The organism is Duganella paludis (assembly GCF_054461335.1).
On sequence record NZ_CM136922.1, the window covers coordinates 1,818,260 to 1,836,842 of the forward strand.

An 18,583-nucleotide genomic window follows, 5' to 3' on the forward strand; every position below is an offset into this window, starting at 1 on the left:
GGCATGTCCCTCACTCAATAGGAGGTTTCCGGCAGCACCGCGCGCGCCTTGCCGTCGCGGACATCGATCACGCGCGGGTAGATATTGCCCAGCGTCATCTTGTAGCAAGCCTGACCATCTTTCCAGGCGGTGGGCAAAATCAACAGCATCTGGAACGCGGTCGGCTGCTCGTCCAGCACGGCGAACACCGGCGGCGAGCCGGCCAGCACGATGGCTTGCATCGGCTCGTCGCCGTCGATTTCCATCAGGTGGCCGCGCACCGGCATTTCGTACACATCGGCGGTGACGGTTTCCAGCATCGCGGCGCCGACCACGCTGTCGGTATCGCGGTTGACGACCAGGTTCAGGCGCAACGATGGGCGGCCGACGGTGGCGCTGGAGACTTCGTAGACTGCGGCAAATAATTGGCTCATGGCATTCCTAACGTGAGGGTGTGAAACATGGCCCTCACTGTAGGTCTGCCGCCTAAAACTTTCCTTCCGAATACCTTCCGCGTTCTAAGTCACTGTTTTTGAAAGACTTTACCGCTTAGGCAAAACCCAGCCCGGACGCACGTAATGGCAAGTGTAGCCGTTGGGAATGCGCTCCAGATAGTCCTGGTGCTCCGGTTCCGCCTCCCAGAAGGCACCGGCCGGGGCCAGTTCGGTGGCCACTTTGCCGGGCCAGATGCCCGATGCGTTGACGTCGGCGATAGTGTCTTCGGCCGTCGTTTTCTGTTGCTCATCGACATAGAAAATTGCCGAACGGTAGCTCAGGCCGATGTCGTTGCCCTGGCGATTCGGCGTGCTCGGATCGTGGATCTGGAAGAAAAACTCCAGGATTTTGCGGTAGCTGAGCACGGCCGGATCGTAGACGATTTCGATCGCCTCGGCATGGGTGCCGTGGTTGCGGTAGGTGGCGTTGGGCACATCGCCGCCGCTGTAGCCGACCCGCGTGGCCTTCACGCCCGGCATCTTGCGGATCAGGTCTTGCATGCCCCAGAAACAGCCGCCGGCCAGGATGGCCTTTTCAGTGGTGCTTGTCATATTGATTCCTTTTAATGGTGTCGGTAGCTAATTTGGAGACAAAAACAGATTTCTTCAAGCGTGCGGCCGAAATCCAACTATAATTAACCTTAGGAAATTTCATCGTTCCTGCCGCGCGCCCTTCCCCCGCCGCGCCCTCCTCCCCCGGCCTGGACCCAGCCGAACGTAACGTCTCACTCATCGTTCAAGATTATGGACCAGACCACTCAACAACGTATTCTCGTCATCGACGACAACGCCGAAGCAGCCGACATTTCCGCTGAACTGCTGGAGCTGCACGGCTATCAGACCAACGTTGCCTATTCCGGCCTGGCCGGGCTTGAGGCGGCGCGCACCTTCCAGCCGCACGGCATCCTGCTCGACCTCGGCATGCCCGGCATGGATGGCTACCAGGTGGCATCCGCCCTGCGCGCCGTGCCGGATTTCGACGACGTGGCGCTGGTCGCCTTCACCGCCTGGGGCGATGTGGTGACCCGGCAGCGGGTGATCGACACCGGCTTCGACGAGCACATCATCAAGCCGGCGAACCTGGAGCGCATCCTGTCGGCGCTGCGCAATGCCCTGCACAAACGCGAACAACTGACTGCGGTAAGCGCCTCATAATGCTTTTATGATACTGTCTTGGGTCAGACAGGAGGTGTCACCATGGAAAGACGTACACGCCCCGACCGCGCCAAAGCGGTTGCCGTCAACGCCGGCATCGCCATGGCGGAGGAAAAAGGCCGCGAGGCGGCAGCCGTGTTTCTGGAAGAGGCAGGCGTGCCCCTGCCGGTGATCGCCCGCGTGCTGAGCGAGCCGGACAAGCGCCGCGCGGCAGACCTGCGCACCTGAACTTCAGCGCAATACCACCCGGCCGAAGGCCGTATCGGTACGTTCGGCCGTGGCCTTGGGATCATGGGCGAAGCGGCAGCTTTGCAGATAATCCACCGCCTGGGCGACCAACTCCTGCGGCTGGCCGGCCGCTTCGGCCACCACGCGCACCGGCGCGCCCTCGCCGTTCAGCAGGAAGCGCAACAGGATGCCATCCTTGCCGCTGGGACGCGGATCGGCTTCACGGAAGTCGGCAAAGCGATCGGACGGCCGGCAACTGTTGGCCACCAATAGCGGACGCGCGGCCGGCGGGCCGGAGAATTTCCAGACATATTGCAGCGGGAACACCTTGCCATCGCGCGCGGCATCCAGGTTAGTCTGGAACACGCATTGCGACACGCTGCGGATGGCGGCCTCATCCAGAATGCGCCAGCCGCTGCTGTGCGTGATGGCCGGACGCACCACCTTGCCGTCGGCGCCGATTTCAAACCGCAGCGTGGTCACGCCTTCGATTTCGTAACGGCGCGCCTCGGCCGGCCATTGCGGCTGAGTGCAGTTGGCGGGACTGACCAGCGCCTGCAGCGGCGCCTTCGGCGTTCCGGACTGGGCGCGGCCAGCAAGATTGAGCACAGCGAACACTACGGCGACAGCGGCAAGGGCAAGAAGTTTCTTGTTCATGCCGCGATGATAGCGCGCTTACTTGTCCCCGACCAGTTGCACCGCGTCGATCACCTTGTAGTCATGCTGCAGGTTGTTGGCGAACGTGATCTTCGCGCCCTTGGCCTTGTAGCTGGTCTTCTCGAAGCTGCGCACGAACCAGGTGCGCGTGCCGCGCGTATCGCGCTTGGCGTCGCTCAGGCCTTCCCACACGGTGTGCCATTTGTCGTCGGTGTCCTGTAGCTCGACCTTGTTGATGGCCTCCACGCCCTGGCCGCCGCTGATGACGAAACGCAGTTCGGTGGCGTTGACCGGCGTGGCGTAGCCCAGCTGCAACCAGTCGAAGCCTTTGTCGATGTTGCTATTGGTCCATTGACGGTCATCGGAAGGGCCGGTGGCCTTGTCCGGCAGATTCGACTCGCTCGGCGTGGCGCCGTTGGTGTCGCCGAAAACCGAGCTGGCCTTGGCCTCGGTGGCCCATTGCGCGCGTGGATCGTTGAGGTATTTGTCTTCCATCACGCCGTAATCGAGCGCCGCTTTCTTCTCGGCCAGCTTGCGCTGCTCGGAGGTGAGCTCGGCGGGCGGCGTTTCGACAGGCGCCGGCGCGGCGGCCGGTACAGGCTGGGGCGCGGGGGCGGCGGCGGTGTCGTCGGCCTTCTTCTGACAGGCGGTGAGCGAGGCGGCCAGCATGATGGCGGCCGCAGTGGCGTAATATTTCATTGGCGCATATCCCTTGGATGATGTTATAAAATCAATGTACCTCATCTAAAAATATGGCCGCGCACTCATCAGCGAGGGAAACTTCATGACCAGCGAACAATACCAACCGATCAGCTGCGACTTCCACGATCTGCTGGAAGTCCACGCCACGCGACGCGCAGCCACCGACATCCAATACCGCGACGCCGACGGTAGCATCCAAACACGCAATGCCGTCATCACCGACGTCTTCGCCAAGGAAGGCGCCGACTACCTCACCCTCAGCACCGGCGAAACCCTGCGGCTCGACCAGTTGATTGAAGTCGACAAAGCGAAGCTGGCGGATTACTAAGCTCAGGCCACCGAGAGGTCGCGGATGGCGGCGACCAGTTTGTCGAGGTCGGCGGTGCGGGTGAACAGGCCGGGGGTGACGCGGATGCAGGCGCCGCCTACCGGGCCTTTGCGCATCACCGTGAACACGCCGTATTGTTCCACCAGCCGGTTCACCAACGCCACGTTGGCTTCCGGCGTGGTGTGCCCGCGCACGCGGAACGACGTCACCGCGCCGTAGGTACCGGCGTCGTCCGGCGTGAGCACCTGGATGTTGGGCAGGTCGCGTACCTGATGCACCCAATAGTCGCGCAGCTCGCGCAGCCGACGGCCGCGATTCGCCAGGCCGATTTCCTCGTGCAGCTTGAGCGCCGCAGGTATCGTCATCAGCGCGGCCGCGTTCACCGTTCCGGAATGCACGCGCGAGCGGGTGTCCGTGATCGCAAAATCTTCATCGCCGCGCTCCACGCCGATGTCGGCCAGCCGCTCCTTGCGGATGTACAGAAAGCCCGTACCTAAAGGCGCTCCAACCCACTTGTGCAGATTGGCGCCGATGAAATCCGCTCCCAGGTCCGGCAGCTTGAAGTCGAGCTGTCCCCACGATTGCGCCACATCGACAATCACGTCGACCCCGCGCGACTTGGCCAGCTTGACGATCTCCGCCACCGGCAGCACAAAGCCGGTGCGATGGTTGAGGTGCGTGAGCAGCAGCAGCCGCGTGCGCGGATGCTGGCGCAGCGCCTTCTCGTACACGTCGATGGCGGCCTGACGCGACACCGGCTCCGGTATCTGCACCAGCGCCACCTTGGCGCCGTGACGCTGCGCCAGATCGTTCATGGCGTACTGCATGGCGTCGTAATCGAGATTGCAGTACATGATGGTGTCGCCCCGCTTCAGCAGGCGGTAGTTGCTGATCAGGTTTTGCAGCGACTCGGTGGCGCCGCGCGTGATCGCCAATTCCTCCGCCGCCACGCCGGTGTGTACCGCCAGCTGCGCGCGGATCTGCTCCATGCCCGCTTTATCAAACTGCCGACGCAGATGGAAGGAACTGTAGCGGTTCAGGTAATCGATATTACGCTTGAACTCCTCCGCCACCGGCCGCGCCATGATGCCGTAGTAGCCGTTCTCCAGATTGACGAAATCACTGGCGACGTCGTAACTCTGGGCGATGCGCTCCCAGTCCGCAGCCGACGAAGGCGCCGCGTACAGGTCCGTCGCCGCCAGCGCGGTCAAACCCGCCGCCGCGCCCAGCAGCTTGCGCCGGTTCACTTGATGTGCATTCATGCCGCCACTCCCAGAGATTGATAATGAAGCCTAGCATAAAGAGCCGCACCGTCCATGCGTTGGCATGGAAGTGATCGAACAGCGCATCCGTGCGCTGCGCCAGTTCGGCACCGGCCGCATGCGCATCCTCAGCAACGAGGCCGAGCTGCAGCCACGGCGTGGAACTGCGCACCGAGGTGGAGTGCCCGTTCACCATCAGTCAGTGCGAACTGGTGCGCAACAAGGTGGGCATCGCCATCGTCAACCCGATCACCGCTTGCGACTACCTGCATGCGGGACTGGTGTTCCGACCGTTCTCCGAACGCCTGACCTACACCTCGCTCACGGTAAAACCAGCCGGCCAGCCGGCGTCGTCCTTCGTGCGCGTGATGCTGGGCGCCATGCGCAAGCGGCTGGAAGTGGACATGCACACGCTGGCGCAAGCGATGGACGGCGGCGAACACGCAGGCGCGCTGCACAGCTTTCAAGCGCTGGCGCCAATATAATTCACGACGGCATAAATCCCCCGAAGTCTGCACAGCATCTTCAGGACCGGCGCGAAGCCCGGCAGTGTATGCTCTCCCCATGGACTCCCTGATCGCCGCCGCAGCCAGGGCGCTCGCCGCTGGCGACGCCCTGGGCACCCTCAAACATATCGCCCTGCGCGACGACCCGCCGGCCCTGGCGCTACGCGGCATCGCCATGGCCCAGCTGGGCGAACACCCGCGCGCACGCGAACTGCTGAAGCGCGCCGCGCGCGGCTTCGGTTCGCATGAAGCATTGGCACGCGCCCGCTGCGTTGTGGCCGAAGCCGAAGTGGCGCTGGCAATGCGCGACCTCGGCGGCACGCCGCGCGCGCTGACGGCCGCGCTGACCGCGCTCGAAGCCCATGACGACCACGCCAACGCCGTCCACGCGCGCCTCATCACCGTGCGCAAGCTCTTGCTGCTAGGCCAGCTGGATGCAGCGGAAACAGAACTCTCCCACCTGAACGGCCGCCCACTGCCGCCGGCACTGGCGGCCACCGCCGAACTGGCATCGGCAGAACTGGGCCTGCGCTCCCTGAACGTGGCGCCGGCACGCGCCGCCCTCGAACGCGCACACGCGGCGGCACAGCGCGCCCGCGTCCCCGCGCTGCTCGCGGAAGTGGAAGAAGCCCGCAGCGCACTCAACCACCCTGCCGCGCGCCAACTGTCCGCCGGCAATGCACGCGCACTGCGGCTGGACGAAGTGGCCGAGCTGCTCGACTCCGACACACTGGTGATCGACGGCTGCCGCCGTGGCATCTGCGCCGGCGCGCAATGGCAGCCACTGGCGCGCAGGCCCGTGCTATTCGCGCTGGCGCGAGTGTTGGCCGAAGCCTGGCCCGGCGACATCGACCGCGAAACGCTGATCGACAACGCCTTCAATACCCAGCAACCCGACGAAACCCACCGCGCCCGCCTGCGGGTTGAAATCGGCCGCCTGCGCGCGCTGCTCAAGCCCATGGCCGAGATCGTGGCCACGCCGCGCGGCTTCGTGCTGCGTCCGCTGGACGGGCGCGGGGTGGCGCTGCTGGCGCCGCCCATCGACGGCGAACAGGCCTCGCTGATCGCCCTGCTGTCCGACGGCGCAGCCTGGTCGACTTCCGCCCTGGCCCTGGCGTTGAACGCCAGCCAGCGCACCGTGCAGCGCGCCTTGGCCGAGCTGGAAGCGGAAGGCCGCGTACGCGCCATCGGCCGCACCCGCACCCGGCGCTGGCTGGCGCCGCCGCTGGCCGGATACACGACAATCTTGTTACTCCCTGCCGCGTTGCAAATGACATAAAGTGCTCTTGCGGCGCCGATTTCGGGCGCATCCACAGGAGACTACGATGACCAGCAACACCAGCAAACTCGCCGAACCAGCCCTGCGCCCGGCCGAAATCGTGCGCGAATACGGCCCCTTCCCGGACGCCGGCAGCATCGCCGGCGTCACCCACGACGGCAAGCGCGTCTGGGCCGCCACCGGCAAGCGCCTGATCGCCTTCGACCCGGCCAGCGGTGACCCAGCCGACTCCCTGCCCTGCGCCTGCGACGCCGGCACCGCCTTCGACGGCACCCACCTGTACCAGATCGCCGAACGGCGCATCGACAAGATCGACCCGGCCAGCGGCAAAGTGGTGGCCTCGATCCCCGCACCCGGCGACGGCAACGACTCCGGCATGGCGTGGGCCGAAGGCAGCCTGTGGGTCGGCCAATACCGCGACCGCAAGATCCACCAGATCGACCCGGCCACCGGCAAGATCCTGCGCACCATCGACTCCAAGCGCTTCGTCACCGGCGTGACCTGGGTCGACGGCCAGCTATGGCACGGCACCTGGGAAGGTGACGAGAGCGAACTGCTCCGCGTAGACCCGGCCGATGGCGCCGTGTTGGAACGGCTGGGCATGCCGCCCGGCGTCAACATCAGCGGCCTCGAATCCGACGGCGCCGACCTGTTCTACGCCGGCGGCGGTTCCAGCGGCAAGGTGCGCGCCGTGCGCCGTCCCAAAGCAGCAGCTTGATCACGACAGGAGCAGAATCATGAACCAGACACATCACCCCATCGCCTCCGCAGGCGAATGGTTGGCGGCACGCAAAACGCTGCTGGCGCGCGAAAAGGAACTGACGCACATGAAGGACCAGCTCGCCCGCGAACGCCGCAAACTGCCGTGGCTGCGCATCGACAAGCACTACGTATTCGACACGCCATCCGGCCCGCGCACGCTGGCGGAACTGTTCGACGGCCGCCGGCAACTGGTGGTGCAGCACTTCATGTTCACGCCGGGCGCCGAGCAAGGCTGCAAGAGCTGCTCGTACATGGCGGACCACACCAACGGCGCGCTGCCGCATCTGGCGCAGCGCGACACCACCGTGGTGGCGATCTCGCGCGCACCGCTGGCCGACCTGCAACGCATGCGCCAGCGCATGGGCTGGCAATTCCAGTGGGTGTCGTCGGGCGAGAGCGACTTCAACTACGACTTCCATGTCAGCTTCACGCCGGAAGAAATCGGCACGGGCGAGGTCTACTACAACTACAAGCAGCAGCCGTTCCCGCATCCGGATGCGCCGGGCGTGAGCGTATTCTTCAAGGACGATGACGGGCAGATCTACCTCAGCTACTCGACCTTTGGGCGCGGCGTCGAAGTCATGATGCACACCTATAACGTCCTCGACCTGACGCCGCTGGGACGCAATGAGGACGAGCTGTCGTACCCCATGGAATGGGTGCGTCATCACGATCGCTACGAATCGGCGCCGGCGGCGTCGTCCTGCTGCGCAGCGAGCGCCTGAGTTGGAGCGCGGAGCATGTCCAGCTTGCTTCCATGGCTGGCGGTCGCAGGCCTCGGCGCCCTGCACGGGCTGAACCCTGCGACCGGCTGGCTATTCGCCGCCACACGCGGCGTGCAGTCGCGCGACAGCAAGCAGGCGCTGCGCGCCCTGGTGCCGATAGCGGCCGGCCACATGGCATCGGTCGCACTGGTGGCGGCTGCGGTGGCGTTGGGGCTGGTGACGGATCGCGCGATTCTGCGCTGGATAGCGGCCGGATTGTTCGTCGGGATGCTGGCGCATTACCTGTGGCGGCGCGTTGGCAGCCGCCCTCGCAAGCCGGGCGGCCAGGCTGCACTGATGCTATGGTCGTTCATGATGTCAACCGCACACGGTGCAGGCCTGATGCTGGTGCCGGCATTGATCCCACTCTGCCTGTCCGACACTCCGGCCCGGGAGCTCACCGCGTCCGGCTCCATCACCTTGGCCCTTGCCGCCGTCGGCCTCCACACTGCCGCGATGCTGGCCGTTATAGGTGTGATCGCAGCCGTTGCGTGCCGCTGCACTCACGGCCACTGAGCTGTGCTAACATTGTTGCTAATTTTATTTTAGCAAAGCCCACATGGGAATTGCAGCGGCAGCGGGAAGGAGCTAGCGGGTATGAACAACTTTATCAACGGCGTTTTCGTTGAAGATGAAAATGGGTTTGTGTATGCAGACTCGGGCTATCTTGATGCCGAACAAGTGGAAATCAAAACCGAACTTGTTTATCAGCTCCAGCAACTCATAGATGACCTCGGGCTGCCGCATTCGCAGGCGGCAGAACTCATCGGCAAGCCGGAATCCTGGCTATCCAATCTACTGGACGGGAAGATCCGCGACGTCAGCCAAACGACCATCCGCGAAAGCCTGGTCCGACTCAGCAGCCTGCATTTGTAAGCGTTGAGTCCAGTTCCGCAACAAATCGCTCCACCATATCGCGATCGCGATCTGTCTTAATGTTTTTCCTCAAAACGCGACAGACGTAATACGCAACCAACTGCCTCTCTGCCGGCGTGCTGGGCAACGCCTCTTTGATGACAGCGATCAGCCTGGGCACGGACATGAACGAAGCAAATACTTCGTATGGCGTTGCAGCGGCGAATGGCATTTTCTTGAGGTAGAAACGAGCCAGACGCATTTGGTCCGGCCGCTTCCATGAACGATGGGCCATGATTCTAAGGGCCTCGCTCCAGTTCGATGCATCGAGCGGAAAGGTCTCCATAAGGAGAGTCGCCGCATCCTCCGACGGCAGCTCTTTCAGCTGAGCAGCAATCTAAATTGAGTAACCATGGAAGCAGCTCCTGTCGTTCTCGCGGAAGTAGGAACCCATAGCAATTTTTTCCAGCAGACGCAGCATGCGCTCCCACTACTGCGGGAGGTCGGCTTTGCACAACTATCGTATGGGTCGCCTGCCATACTGTCAAACGCGTAGGTGCCATCACACCGAAATTTATGTACTACACTGCTTTCAAAAGAAGTCTGAGTTTGGAATCGCAATAGCACGCGGCAGAGCCATTCAATTAGACCCGCATGCTAGCTACAACACCACAGGAGCAATTGGTCATGAACACCATTATCAACGGCGTTCTCGTTGAGGAAGGTAGCGGGAATGTCTACGCAGACCTGGGCTACCCTGATGCCGACCTAATGCTGGCCAAGGCCGAGCTCGCGCCTCAACTTCAACTTGTTATTGACGATTTTGGAATAACGCAGTCTCATGCCGCAGAAATCATTGACATGCCGGAAGACTCGCTGTCAGCCGTACTAAATGGGAAGTTCCGCAATATCAGCACAGCCACCTTTAGCGAAGCCTTGGCCCGACTCAATAGTTTGCGCCCTTCGTAGATCACTACGCTATATCTGAGCACCCGCACTAAATCGATTGTATCTGCCGATCAACTGGCGTTGGCACCCCAATGCCGAGGCTTTCGGATCGGCTTTTTCTTAGTTGCGACCAAGTGTGGCAACTGCGCCGAAGCCAAGTGTTCGTCCAGCAAGTAAGGAACTGTCCAATCCGCAAATTTTACCAACGAACCGCTGGTCCTTCGAAGGTGGGGCACTCCAGGTTGAGGTGGCCGCACCGGGGACACGATGCCGATCATCATCTCGTTAAAATCCTCTCGGATCGCGGCCAGTGCGGGTTCTGCATCGCTGTCATTCGACACTAAAATGATTCGCCGATACTTGCCTCTGCACGCATCGCGATACATGCGGATAGCAATATTCACATCAGTCTTCTTCTCTTCAAGTTTCCAAACCTTGACACGATCGCGTCGATTGTAAGGACGCCCCTCGATAAACCTGGGAAGCTCTGCTCCACCCCTGTCATAGGAGTGGCTGCCATAGATGATCTCCAGCCGCTCGCCGTGGATAGCTTGCAATGCCCTGTGATAAGAGGATTGTGCCTCTACCGACGCTGCGCCATGGGTGGCAAAGGTTGCCAAAGCTGGCGCAGTGAAATAAACGACTTTCTCGATCGCTTCGTGCTGATCGCGTCGCGCCATCAACGCATCGAAAAACTGAACTATGTCCAGCCACTTGAAAGGAGTGCCTCGCAATCGGCCATAGTACAAATTATCGCCATCAATATAGACAGCAACACTTATGGGAAATGACGAGTTATCGGACACAGCCATACCTCTCAGATGTGAAAAAGCCGCCCAAAGAGCGGCTTTTCCGTCCCAAGTAAAAGCCAACTGAATGACGCTACAAGGGATGAGTTGTACGTTCATCGTACTCGTGGCCCGTCATGCTGTCAATAAGCTGTCGAATTTGCAAGGACAACAAAAAACCCGCTTCCTCCTAAGAGAAAGCGGGTTTTTTGATGAATCCTTGGTGCCGCTTGCCGGAATCGAACTGGCGACCTTTTCATTACGAATGAACTGCTCTACCAACTGAGCTAAAGCGGCGACGACCCGCATTCTAACAAAGAACTTCCGCAATACGCTAGTGCAAATCCGATAAATTTCACCAACGATGCAAAAATAGCATTGCTTTGCGGGCCTAGTGCACTAATCAGCCCTCGCTATGGTAGCCGGTCACCACCGCCACCTCATCGCGCGAGCCCAGGAACACCGGCACGCGCTGGTGCAGCTTGTGCGGCTGGATGTCCATGATGCGTTGCTTGCCGTCGGTGGCCGCGCCGCCTGCCTGCTCGACGATGAACGCCATCGGGTTCGCTTCGTACATCAGACGCAGCTTGCCCGGCATGGAGGTGTCGCGGGTGTCGGCCGGGTACATGAAGATGCCGCCGCGATTCAGGATGCGGTGCACGTCCGCCACCATCGAGGCGATCCAGCGCATGTTGAAGTTGGTGCCGCGCGGGCCGGTGTCGCCGGCCAGCAGTTCGCTGATGTAGCGCTGCACCGGCGCATGCCAGTGGCGCTGGTTCGACATGTTGATCGCGAATTCCTTGGTGGTCACCGGGATCTTGATGTCGCGCTGGGTCAGCACCCATGAGCCCATTTCGCGGTCCAGGGTGAAGCAGTTGACGCCGTTGCCGGTGGTGAGCACCAGCATGGTCTGCGGGCCGTACACGGCGTAGCCGGCGGCGACCTGCTTGGTGCCTGCCTGCATGAAGTCCGCTTCGGTCGGCTGGGCCATGCCTTCCGGCGCTTTCAGCACGGAGAAGATGGTGCCGATCGAGACGTTGACGTCGATGTTCGAGGAGCCGTCCAGTGGGTCGAACAGCAGCATGTATTCGCCTTTCGGATAGCGGTTTGGAATCGGGTGGATCGATTCCATTTCTTCCGACGCCATGGCCGCCAGGTGGCCGCCCCATTCGTTCGCTTCGAGCAGGATTTCGTTGGAGATGATGTCCAGCTTTTTCTGCACTTCGCCCTGGATGTTTTCGGTCTCGGCGGTGCCCAGCACTTCGCCCAGCGCGCCTTTGCCCACCGAGTGGCTGATAGTTTTGCACGCGCGCGCCACCACTTCGATCAACAGGCGCAGTTCGGCCGGGATCGTGTTGTGCAGGCGTTGTTCCTCCACCAGGTATTGTGTAAGGCTGACTCGTTTCATGTGGTCCCTTGAAGTAGATGTAAATCGTTGAGTGTTTGGCTGAGTATGGGTCCCCGCGTACGCGGGGACGACGTTAGTTTGCGAGAGCTTTGGTGACCACTTCCAGCACGTCGTTCGACAGCTTGGCGCGGGCGGCGACTTTTTCCAGGGCCTGCTTCATCTTGGCCTGCAGCGCCGGCGCGTAACGGCGCCAGCGGTCCATGCCGCGCGCCAGGCGTGCCGCCACTTGCGGGTTGATGGCGTCGAGCTTGATGACATATTCGGCCCAGAATTCGTAGGCGCTGCCGTCGGCCGCGTGGAATTGCGACGGGTTGCCACTGGTGAAGTTGAAGATCAGGCTGCGCGCGCGGTTCGGCGTTTTGAGCGTGAAGGCCGGGTGCTGCATCAGCTTGCGCACCGCCGCCACGTTGGCGGTCGGCGCCGAGGCCTGCATGGCGAACCATTTGTCGATGACCAGCGCTTCGTTGCTGAAGTCGTCATAGAAGGCCTTCAGGTACGGCCCCGCTTCGGCGCCGCTGTGGATCATGGACACCAGCGCGGCCGAACGGTCCGTCATGTTGGTGGCGTTTTCAAACTGCGACTGCGAGAGCTTGAGCTCGGCCAGTTCCGGCGCCACCATCAGGTAGGACAGGCACAGGTTCTTCAGCGCGCGCTTGCCGGCCGACAGCGCGTCCGGGCTGTAGTCGCCTGGCGTCTGGTTGGCGTGGTATTGCGCCAGCAGTTCGCTCTTGAGCGATGCGCCGATGGTGCGGCGCATGAACTGGCGCGCGGTGTGGATGGCTTGCGGGTCCACCACGTCCATCTGCTCGGCGATAATGGTTTCCGATGGCAGGATTAGCGCCAGTTCGCGGAACGCCGGGTCCAGCGTTTCGTCGGTGAGCACGGCGCGCATGGCGTTGAGGAAGGTGCTGTCCAGCTTGAGCTTGGCTTCGCCGCCGGACGCCACTTGCGAGGTCAGCTTGAGCAGGCGGGCCATCGCGAGGCGCTGGCCGGCTTCCCAGCGGTTGACCGGGTCGCTGTCGTGGCTGAACAGGTGCAGCAGTTCGTCGTCGGTGTAGTCGTATTCGAGGATCACCGGCGCCGAGAAGTCGCGCAGGATGGATGGCGTCGGGCGCTCGTCCACCTGGCGGAAGCGGAAGATCTGTTCCTGCTCGGTCAGTTCCAGCACGACCGTGGTCGCGCCCTTGGCATGCTTGCCGTTTTCCAGGTTCAGGACCAGATCCTTGCCGTTGGCGCCCAGCAGGCCGACCGCCACGGGAATGTGGAACGGCAGCTTTTCCGGCTGGCCGGCGGTGGCGGTGCTGCGCTGACTCAGGATGATGTCGAAGTTGCGCTTGACGGCGTCGTAGCGCGTGCGCGCGGTCACGATCGGCGTGCCGGCCTGCGAGTACCAGCGTTCGAATTGCTTGAGGTCGCGGCTGTTGGCGTCGGCCATGGCGGCGCGGAAGTCGTCGCAGGTCACGGCTTCGCCGTCGTGGCGTTCGAAGTACAGGTCCATGCCTTTGCGGAAGCCGTCGCGGCCCAGCAGGGTCTGGTACATGCGCACCACTTCCGCGCCTTTTTCGTACACGGTCACGGTGTAGAAGTTGTTGATCTCGACGAAAGAGTCGGGACGCACAGGGTGTGACATCGGGCCGGCGTCTTCCGGGAACTGCGCCTGGCGCAGCGTGCGCACCTGGTCGATGCGAGTGACGGCGCGGCCGCTGTCGGTGCCGATCATGTCGGCCGAGAATTCCTGGTCGCGGAACACGGTCAGGCCTTCCTTCAGCGACAGCTGGAACCAGTCGCGGCAAGTCACGCGGTTGCCGGTCCAGTTGTGGAAGTATTCGTGGCCGACCACGGCTTCAATGCCGGCGTAGTCGATGTCGGTGGCGGTGCGCGGGTTGGCCAGCACGAACTTGGTGTTGAAGATGTTCAGGCCCTTGTTTTCCATCGCGCCCATGTTAAAGTCGCCCACGGCGACGATCATGAAGCGGTCCAGGTCCAGTTCCAGATTGAAGCGCTCCTCGTCCCAGCGGATCGAGTTCTTGAGCGACTGCATGGCGTAGTCGGTCTTGTCGAGGTTGCCCTCTTCCACCCACACCTGCAGCAGCACGTTGCGGCCGTCGGCCAGCTTGAAGGTCTCTTCCTGGCACACCAGCTTGGCGGCCACCAGCGCGAACAGATAGGACGGCTTCTTGAACGGGTCTTCCCACTTGGCGTAGTGGCGGCCGTCGCCGAGGTCGCCCTCCTCGATCAGGTTACCGTTCGACAGCAGCACCGGATAGGCGGCCTTGTCGGCGCGCAGCATCACGGTGTACTTGGCCATCACGTCCGGGCGGTCCGGGAAATAGGTGATGCGGCGGAAGCCTTCGGCCTCGCACTGGGTGTAGAAGCTGTTGTTGGAAACGTAGAGGCCGGACAGGGTGGTGTTTTCCACCGGCGCGCAGATGGTTTCGATTTCCAGCACCACATGGTCGGCCGTGGTGGGGATGGTCAGCATTGAGGACGTCAGCTGGTAATCGCCGACGCTCAGCAGCTGGCCGTTCAGACGCAACTGCACCAGTTCGATCTCCTCGCCGTGCAGCACGATGTCGCGGCTCCGGGACGCCGGGTTGTGGCTCATGGTGACGCGGTTGGCCACCACGGTACGTGCCGGGGACAGATCGAAACCCAGTTCTACGGTATCTACCAGGTAGGCTGGAGGGGTGTAATCTTTGCGGTATATCGTCGTGGGGCTGCTGTCTGTGCGCATTGGGAACTCTGAGTGGACGGATGCAAAAGCTTATTTTACCAAGTACGAGGTGGACAGACGTGCGTAATTGCCATCTTTCCTGACTTGTAAGTTGCTGCTTTCCACGATGCGGTAACATTCTGTAATAATCATGCAGGCTTAATGCGCGCGTCATACACTTAGTTCTGGAAAATACCGTCTTACCTGAGAGGGCATCATCATGAAATATCTCGCCATTCTGGCGACTGCCGCCGTCATGCTGTTGAGCGGCTGCGCCACCAATATCCGCAGCAATGTGACTGCCTTTAATGACTGGCCGGCCGATGTTCCGGACAAATCCTTCGCCTTCGAAGCGCCGCAAGGTGCGGACGATACGCTGGAATACCGCAATTACCAGGTGCTGGTCGCCAACGAGCTGAACAAGCTCGGCTTCCGCCAAGTGGGCGACAACCAGACGCCGAAGTTGCTCATCGGCATGAAATTCTCGACCATCGACCATCCGGTGCGCGTGTTGCAGACCGAAGATCCGTTCATGGGCCCATACTGGGGTCCCGGCTACGGCCGCTTCGGCTGGGGTTATTCGCGCTGGGCGTATCGCCCGTTCTTCTATGATCCGTTTTACCGGATTGGTCCGACCTACGTCGAAGAGCGCATCAAGCATCAATATCAGCGCCAGCTGCGCGTGACCATCAACGACACCTCGGGCCGCAAGCTGTACGACGTCACGGTGCAGAACACCAGCAGCGTGCAGGCCACGCCGTATGTGATGCCGGCGCTGGTGCAAAGCGCGTTCACCGGCTTCCCCGGCCAGAACGGCGTGCCGCGCACCATCGACATCACCATCGAGCCGAAGACCGATACCGTGGAAGTGAAGTCGCCGCCGAAGGCCGGCTGATCTTCGGATAGCAGCACAAGCAAAAGCCGGGCATTGCCCGGCTTTTTTATTCTTTATCGTTCCGCTTCATCAACGCGGGCATCAGCCACCAGAAGCACAGGATGATCACCGCCATGGTGGCCGCCATCACGAAGCCGACCGTGGCGCCGAACACTTCCGAGATCACCAGGTCCGTGCCCAGCGTCAGCGCGATGCCGAGCGAGAAGGCGCCGGCCACGATCTGCCGTGTCGCGTTGCGCTTGAAGCGCGCGCGGTCCTTCAGCGGCCGCATCACGCGGTGCTGGACCGCCGGTGCACTCAGCAGCACCAGCGCGGTCAGCGAGAAGAAGAAGGTGGCCAGGAACAGCAGCTTCTCGGCATGCACGATCTTGCCGAAGCCTTCGTTGAACGGCAGGATGACCAGGAACGCCGACAGCATCTGCGCACCCGGCAGCAGGATGCGCATTTCGCTCAGCATGTCGGAGAAGTCGCCGTCTTCGCGCTCCTCGGCGTCGTAGTCGCGCGGTTCGTTCATGGAAGCAGGATGGACGAACCGGTGGTTTTACGCGCCTCCAGGTCGATATGCGCCTGCTGGACGTCGGCCAGGGCGTAGCGCTGGCGGATGTCGATCTTGACCTCGCCGCTGCTCACCACGCCGAACAGGGATTTGGCCGATGCTTCCAGGTCTTCGCGCTTGGCCATGTAGGCCATCAGCGATGGACGGGTGATGAACAGCGAGCCACGGCTGGCCAGTTCGTTCAGGCCGAAAGGCGGCACCGGGCCGGAGGCGTTGCCGAAGCTGACCATCATGCCCAGCGGCTGCAAACAGTCCAGCGAGCCGATGAAGGTATCCTTGCCGATCGAGTCGTACACCACCGACACGCCTTTGCCGTCGGTCAGTTCCTTCACCCGCTCGGTGAAGTCTTCCTTGTTGTAGTTGATGACGTGGGTGGCGCCGTTTTCGATCGCCAGCGCGGCCTTCTCTTCCGAACCGACGGTGCCGATCAGGTTCACGCCCATCACGCGCGCCCATTGGCAGGCGATCAGGCCAACGCCGCCGGCCGCCGCGTGGAACAGGACGGTGTCGCCGGATTTCAGCGGCACGGTGCGGTGGAACAGGTATTGCACCGTCAGGCCTTGCAGCATCATGGCGGCGGCGGTGTCGAAGTCGATTTGCTGCGGCAGCACCAGCAGTTGCGAGGCGGGGATGTTGCGTGCTTCGGAATACGCGCCGAGCGGACGGCCGCCGTAGGCGACGCGGTCGCCCACTTGCAGGTCGGTCACGCCCTCGCCCACTTCCTCCACCACGCCGGCGCCCTCCACGCCCAGCGCGCCGGGCAACGGTTGCGGGTACAGGCCGGTGCGGTGGTAGACGTCGATGTAGTTGAGGCCGATGGCTTCATGGCGCATCCGCACCTCGCCCGGAGCGGGCGGCGGCAAATCGACCTCCACCAGTTCCATGACTTCCGGACCGCCGACGCGGTTCATGCGGATCGCTTTGACCATGATCTTCCCCTTATTGCGCTGCGCGTTGCTGAAGCTGAGACAGTACCAGATGTGCCGAGGAGACGTTGGTCGCGCAGGGCGTATTGTGCACGTCGCAGGCGCGCACCAGGGCGTTGATGTCCGGCTCGTGCGGCTGCGGCGTCATCGGGTCGCGCAGGAAGATCACGCAGTCGATCAGGCCTTCCACCAGCATCGAGCCGATCTGCAAATCGCCGCCGAAGGGGCCGGAATGCTTGCGGTCTACTTCCAGGCCCAGCTCGTTGATCAGGCGGCCGCCGGTGGTACCGGTGGCGGTCAGGGTGCAGGTCGAGAGGAAGGCCTTGTACTCGGCCGCCAGGGCGATCATGTCGTCTTTTTTCTTATCGTGAGCAATCAGGGCAATGCGGAATTTCATGTCTTGATCCTATTTATTTTTTGGACAGCAGATAGATTCCGGACAGGACCAGGGCGGTGCCGCCCAGCTGCCAGGAGGTGACGGGTTCGCCCAGCAACAGCGCACCCAGAAACAGCGTTGAAACGGGGCCGATCATACCAGCCTGCGAGGCGGTGCCGGCGCCGATGCGTTCGACGGCGACCATGGTCATCAGCACCGGCGCCACCGTGCACAGCAAGCCGTTGACCAGCGACAGGCCATACACCGGCAGCGGCTGGATCAGCATCGAAGCAGGCCGCAGCAGGAAGAACTGGCCGATGCAGGCGGCGCTGGACACGCACATGGCGTAGGACACCAGCCGCAGCGTGCCGAGGCGCTTGACCATTTCGCCTGACATCAGCAGGTAGATGGAATAGGCGGCCGCAGAGCCGGTCACCAGCGTGGCGCCCAGCGCGACGTTGCCGCCGCCCTGCAGATCGTGCAGGAAGACGAACACGATGCCGCAATAGGAGGTGAGCAGCGCGAGCCACTGGCGGCGGCTGATGTGCTGCTTGAGCACGGTGGAGCTGATCAACAGGACGAACGTGGGCGTGAGGAACAGGATCAGACGCTCAAGGCCGACGGTGATGTATTGCAGGCCGAGGAAGTCGAGGAAGCTGGACAGGTAGTAGCCAACCAGGCCCATGCCGACCAGGCGCCAACGGTCGGCTTTGGAGAGCGGCGGCTGGGTGCGCATCTTCCAGATGGCGATGGCGGCGAACACCGGCAGCGAGAACAGCATGCGGAAGGCGATCAGGGTGACGGCGTCGATCTGATAGCGGTACAGCAGCTTGGCGACGATGGCCTTGGTAGAAAACAGCACGGCGCCGGCGACGGCGATACCCAACCCACCCAAATAAGCAGCCCGCGCCGGGGCGGAGTGTGTGATGCTTTTGTCCATACCTGAGATTGTACGGGCAAATGCCGGTGGCCGCTGAAGACCACCCCGGCAAGGCCTACCCC

Annotated in this window: 24 protein-coding genes and 1 tRNA gene; 11 read left to right on the forward strand and 14 right to left on the reverse strand. The window is 62.3% G+C overall.

Features of this window, described 5'->3' with window-relative positions:
- Nucleotides 1–14: 14 nt before the first annotated feature.
- Both ACXZ1M_RS08145 and msrA read right to left on the reverse strand, forming a co-directional pair.
- Complete coding sequence (locus ACXZ1M_RS08145) at nt 15–413, reverse strand: DUF1842 domain-containing protein (protein WP_459052670.1); 399 nt, start codon at nt 411–413, stop codon at nt 15–17.
- 108 nt (nt 414–521) lie between these two features.
- Entirely contained in the window at nt 522–1,025 is a 504-nt protein-coding gene (msrA, locus tag ACXZ1M_RS08150; RefSeq protein ID WP_459052671.1) for a peptide-methionine (S)-S-oxide reductase MsrA, read from the reverse strand.
- A gap of 192 nt (nt 1,026–1,217) precedes the next feature.
- On the opposite strand from msrA, the gene ACXZ1M_RS08155 reads away from it, so the two are divergent.
- Nucleotides 1,218–1,628, forward strand: coding sequence for a response regulator (locus ACXZ1M_RS08155; protein ID WP_459052672.1), 411 nt, complete (start codon nt 1,218–1,220; stop codon nt 1,626–1,628).
- Nucleotides 1,629–1,670: 42 nt separating this feature from the next.
- Nucleotides 1,671–1,856 (forward strand): hypothetical protein, encoded by a 186-nt coding sequence (locus ACXZ1M_RS08160; protein WP_459052673.1) that lies wholly within the window; start codon nt 1,671–1,673, stop codon nt 1,854–1,856.
- Nucleotides 1,857–1,859: 3 nt separating this feature from the next.
- On the opposite strand, the gene ACXZ1M_RS08165 is transcribed toward ACXZ1M_RS08160, so the two are convergent.
- Together ACXZ1M_RS08165 and ACXZ1M_RS08170 are read right to left on the reverse strand one after the other, a co-directional pair.
- Nucleotides 1,860–2,513 (reverse strand): energy transducer TonB, encoded by a 654-nt coding sequence (locus ACXZ1M_RS08165; RefSeq protein WP_459052674.1) that lies wholly within the window; start codon nt 2,511–2,513, stop codon nt 1,860–1,862.
- An 18-nt stretch (nt 2,514–2,531) separates the two neighbouring features.
- Entirely contained in the window at nt 2,532–3,212 is a 681-nt protein-coding gene (locus ACXZ1M_RS08170; RefSeq protein WP_459052675.1) for a hypothetical protein, read from the reverse strand.
- Between the two features lie 85 nt (nt 3,213–3,297).
- On the opposite strand from ACXZ1M_RS08170, the gene ACXZ1M_RS08175 reads away from it, so the two are divergent.
- Entirely contained in the window at nt 3,298–3,543 is a 246-nt protein-coding gene (locus ACXZ1M_RS08175; RefSeq protein ID WP_459052676.1) for a hypothetical protein, read from the forward strand.
- A 2-nt stretch (nt 3,544–3,545) separates the two neighbouring features.
- On the opposite strand, the gene ACXZ1M_RS08180 is transcribed toward ACXZ1M_RS08175, so the two are convergent.
- The gene (locus ACXZ1M_RS08180; RefSeq protein WP_459052677.1) at nt 3,546–4,805 is read right to left on the reverse strand and encodes an aminotransferase class V-fold PLP-dependent enzyme; all 1,260 of its coding nucleotides are present in this window, start codon (nt 4,803–4,805) and stop codon (nt 3,546–3,548) included.
- A 158-nt stretch (nt 4,806–4,963) separates the two neighbouring features.
- On the opposite strand from ACXZ1M_RS08180, the gene ACXZ1M_RS08185 reads away from it, so the two are divergent.
- The 6 genes from ACXZ1M_RS08185 to ACXZ1M_RS08210 all read left to right on the forward strand — a co-directional run bounded on the left by ACXZ1M_RS08185 (nt 4,964) and on the right by ACXZ1M_RS08210 (nt 8,992).
- Complete coding sequence (locus ACXZ1M_RS08185) at nt 4,964–5,290, forward strand: hypothetical protein (protein ID WP_459052678.1); 327 nt, start codon at nt 4,964–4,966, stop codon at nt 5,288–5,290.
- A gap of 79 nt (nt 5,291–5,369) precedes the next feature.
- Complete coding sequence (locus ACXZ1M_RS08190) at nt 5,370–6,590, forward strand: helix-turn-helix domain-containing protein (RefSeq protein ID WP_459052679.1); 1,221 nt, start codon at nt 5,370–5,372, stop codon at nt 6,588–6,590.
- Nucleotides 6,591–6,636: 46 nt separating this feature from the next.
- Nucleotides 6,637–7,308 (forward strand): DUF5074 domain-containing protein, encoded by a 672-nt coding sequence (locus tag ACXZ1M_RS08195; RefSeq protein WP_459052680.1) that lies wholly within the window; start codon nt 6,637–6,639, stop codon nt 7,306–7,308.
- 19 nt (nt 7,309–7,327) lie between these two features.
- Entirely contained in the window at nt 7,328–8,077 is a 750-nt protein-coding gene (locus tag ACXZ1M_RS08200) for a DUF899 domain-containing protein (RefSeq protein ID WP_459052681.1), read from the forward strand.
- A 15-nt stretch (nt 8,078–8,092) separates the two neighbouring features.
- Nucleotides 8,093–8,632, forward strand: a complete 540-nt coding sequence (locus ACXZ1M_RS08205) for a hypothetical protein (protein ID WP_459052682.1) — start codon at nt 8,093–8,095, stop codon at nt 8,630–8,632.
- Nucleotides 8,633–8,713: 81 nt separating this feature from the next.
- The gene (locus ACXZ1M_RS08210; RefSeq protein WP_459052683.1) at nt 8,714–8,992 is read left to right on the forward strand and encodes an XRE family transcriptional regulator; all 279 of its coding nucleotides are present in this window, start codon (nt 8,714–8,716) and stop codon (nt 8,990–8,992) included.
- On the opposite strand, the gene ACXZ1M_RS08215 is transcribed toward ACXZ1M_RS08210, so the two are convergent.
- Entirely contained in the window at nt 8,973–9,317 is a 345-nt protein-coding gene (locus tag ACXZ1M_RS08215; RefSeq protein WP_459052684.1) for a hypothetical protein, read from the reverse strand. The two genes, ACXZ1M_RS08210 and ACXZ1M_RS08215, sit on opposite strands and share 20 nt — an antisense overlap.
- A 341-nt stretch (nt 9,318–9,658) precedes the next feature.
- Here ACXZ1M_RS08215 and ACXZ1M_RS08220 point away from each other — a divergent pair, with 341 nt between their 5' ends.
- Nucleotides 9,659–9,940, forward strand: a complete 282-nt coding sequence (locus ACXZ1M_RS08220; protein ID WP_459052685.1) for a helix-turn-helix domain-containing protein — start codon at nt 9,659–9,661, stop codon at nt 9,938–9,940.
- Nucleotides 9,941–9,990: 50 nt separating this feature from the next.
- On the opposite strand, the gene ACXZ1M_RS08225 is transcribed toward ACXZ1M_RS08220, so the two are convergent.
- The 4 genes from ACXZ1M_RS08225 to pepN all read right to left on the reverse strand — a co-directional run bounded on the left by ACXZ1M_RS08225 (nt 9,991) and on the right by pepN (nt 14,849).
- Nucleotides 9,991–10,827: an NYN domain-containing protein gene (locus ACXZ1M_RS08225; RefSeq protein ID WP_459052686.1), complete on the reverse strand. Its 837-nt coding sequence runs from the start codon at nt 10,825–10,827 to the stop codon at nt 9,991–9,993.
- A gap of 101 nt (nt 10,828–10,928) precedes the next feature.
- Nucleotides 10,929–11,004: transfer RNA gene (locus ACXZ1M_RS08230), tRNA-Thr, on the reverse strand.
- A 106-nt stretch (nt 11,005–11,110) separates the two neighbouring features.
- Entirely contained in the window at nt 11,111–12,115 is a 1,005-nt protein-coding gene (locus ACXZ1M_RS08235; protein ID WP_459052687.1) for a class 1 fructose-bisphosphatase, read from the reverse strand.
- Nucleotides 12,116–12,188: 73 nt separating this feature from the next.
- Nucleotides 12,189–14,849, reverse strand: coding sequence for an aminopeptidase N (gene pepN / locus ACXZ1M_RS08240; RefSeq protein WP_459052688.1), 2,661 nt, complete (start codon nt 14,847–14,849; stop codon nt 12,189–12,191).
- Between the two features lie 199 nt (nt 14,850–15,048).
- On the opposite strand from pepN, the gene ACXZ1M_RS08245 reads away from it, so the two are divergent.
- Nucleotides 15,049–15,723, forward strand: coding sequence for a DUF4136 domain-containing protein (locus tag ACXZ1M_RS08245; RefSeq protein ID WP_459052689.1), 675 nt, complete (start codon nt 15,049–15,051; stop codon nt 15,721–15,723).
- Nucleotides 15,724–15,769: 46 nt separating this feature from the next.
- On the opposite strand, the gene ACXZ1M_RS08250 is transcribed toward ACXZ1M_RS08245, so the two are convergent.
- From ACXZ1M_RS08250 to ACXZ1M_RS08265, 4 genes are read right to left on the reverse strand one after another with little or no spacing between them, the layout of a single operon-like run.
- Nucleotides 15,770–16,237 carry a DUF6328 family protein gene (locus ACXZ1M_RS08250; RefSeq protein WP_459052690.1) on the reverse strand — a complete coding sequence of 156 codons (468 nt, stop codon included), beginning with the start codon at nt 16,235–16,237 and terminating at the stop codon, nt 15,770–15,772.
- Nucleotides 16,234–17,208, reverse strand: coding sequence for a quinone oxidoreductase family protein (locus tag ACXZ1M_RS08255; RefSeq protein WP_459052691.1), 975 nt, complete (start codon nt 17,206–17,208; stop codon nt 16,234–16,236). Before ACXZ1M_RS08255 ends, ACXZ1M_RS08250 begins: the two co-directional genes overlap by 4 nt.
- A 10-nt stretch (nt 17,209–17,218) precedes the next feature.
- The gene (locus ACXZ1M_RS08260; RefSeq protein WP_459052692.1) at nt 17,219–17,602 is read right to left on the reverse strand and encodes a methylglyoxal synthase; all 384 of its coding nucleotides are present in this window, start codon (nt 17,600–17,602) and stop codon (nt 17,219–17,221) included.
- A 13-nt stretch (nt 17,603–17,615) separates the two neighbouring features.
- On the reverse strand, nt 17,616–18,521 hold the full coding sequence (locus ACXZ1M_RS08265) for a DMT family transporter (RefSeq protein ID WP_459052693.1): 906 nt from the start codon (nt 18,519–18,521) through the stop codon (nt 17,616–17,618).
- Nucleotides 18,522–18,583: the final 62 nt, after the last annotated feature.

Bases quoted from the DNA above. Each gene is read 5' to 3' on its own strand.
- ACXZ1M_RS08195 (WP_459052680.1), top strand. From the start codon at position 6,637: ATGACCAGCAACACCAGCAAACTCGCCGAACCAGCCCTGCGCCCGGCC.
- ACXZ1M_RS08155 (WP_459052672.1), top strand. From the start codon at position 1,218: ATGGACCAGACCACTCAACAACGTATTCTCGTCATCGACGACAACGCC.
- ACXZ1M_RS08260 (WP_459052692.1), bottom strand. From the start codon at position 17,602: ATGAAATTCCGCATTGCCCTGATTGCTCACGATAAGAAAAAAGACGAC.
- ACXZ1M_RS08190 (WP_459052679.1), top strand. From the start codon at position 5,370: ATGGACTCCCTGATCGCCGCCGCAGCCAGGGCGCTCGCCGCTGGCGAC.
- ACXZ1M_RS08220 (WP_459052685.1), top strand. From the start codon at position 9,659: ATGAACACCATTATCAACGGCGTTCTCGTTGAGGAAGGTAGCGGGAAT.
- ACXZ1M_RS08245 (WP_459052689.1), top strand. From the start codon at position 15,049: ATGAAATATCTCGCCATTCTGGCGACTGCCGCCGTCATGCTGTTGAGC.
- pepN (WP_459052688.1), bottom strand. From the start codon at position 14,849: ATGCGCACAGACAGCAGCCCCACGACGATATACCGCAAAGATTACACC.
- ACXZ1M_RS08225 (WP_459052686.1), bottom strand. From the start codon at position 10,827: ATGAACGTACAACTCATCCCTTGTAGCGTCATTCAGTTGGCTTTTACT.
- ACXZ1M_RS08170 (WP_459052675.1), bottom strand. From the start codon at position 3,212: ATGAAATATTACGCCACTGCGGCCGCCATCATGCTGGCCGCCTCGCTC.
- ACXZ1M_RS08160 (WP_459052673.1), top strand. From the start codon at position 1,671: ATGGAAAGACGTACACGCCCCGACCGCGCCAAAGCGGTTGCCGTCAAC.
- ACXZ1M_RS08165 (WP_459052674.1), bottom strand. From the start codon at position 2,513: ATGAACAAGAAACTTCTTGCCCTTGCCGCTGTCGCCGTAGTGTTCGCT.
- ACXZ1M_RS08265 (WP_459052693.1), bottom strand. From the start codon at position 18,521: ATGGACAAAAGCATCACACACTCCGCCCCGGCGCGGGCTGCTTATTTG.
- ACXZ1M_RS08200 (WP_459052681.1), top strand. From the start codon at position 7,328: ATGAACCAGACACATCACCCCATCGCCTCCGCAGGCGAATGGTTGGCG.
- ACXZ1M_RS08180 (WP_459052677.1), bottom strand. From the start codon at position 4,805: ATGAATGCACATCAAGTGAACCGGCGCAAGCTGCTGGGCGCGGCGGCG.
- ACXZ1M_RS08145 (WP_459052670.1), bottom strand. From the start codon at position 413: ATGAGCCAATTATTTGCCGCAGTCTACGAAGTCTCCAGCGCCACCGTC.
- ACXZ1M_RS08210 (WP_459052683.1), top strand. From the start codon at position 8,714: ATGAACAACTTTATCAACGGCGTTTTCGTTGAAGATGAAAATGGGTTT.
- ACXZ1M_RS08255 (WP_459052691.1), bottom strand. From the start codon at position 17,208: ATGGTCAAAGCGATCCGCATGAACCGCGTCGGCGGTCCGGAAGTCATG.
- ACXZ1M_RS08215 (WP_459052684.1), bottom strand. From the start codon at position 9,317: ATGGAGACCTTTCCGCTCGATGCATCGAACTGGAGCGAGGCCCTTAGA.
- ACXZ1M_RS08235 (WP_459052687.1), bottom strand. From the start codon at position 12,115: ATGAAACGAGTCAGCCTTACACAATACCTGGTGGAGGAACAACGCCTG.
- ACXZ1M_RS08205 (WP_459052682.1), top strand. From the start codon at position 8,093: ATGTCCAGCTTGCTTCCATGGCTGGCGGTCGCAGGCCTCGGCGCCCTG.
- ACXZ1M_RS08175 (WP_459052676.1), top strand. From the start codon at position 3,298: ATGACCAGCGAACAATACCAACCGATCAGCTGCGACTTCCACGATCTG.
- msrA (WP_459052671.1), bottom strand. From the start codon at position 1,025: ATGACAAGCACCACTGAAAAGGCCATCCTGGCCGGCGGCTGTTTCTGG.
- ACXZ1M_RS08250 (WP_459052690.1), bottom strand. From the start codon at position 16,237: ATGAACGAACCGCGCGACTACGACGCCGAGGAGCGCGAAGACGGCGAC.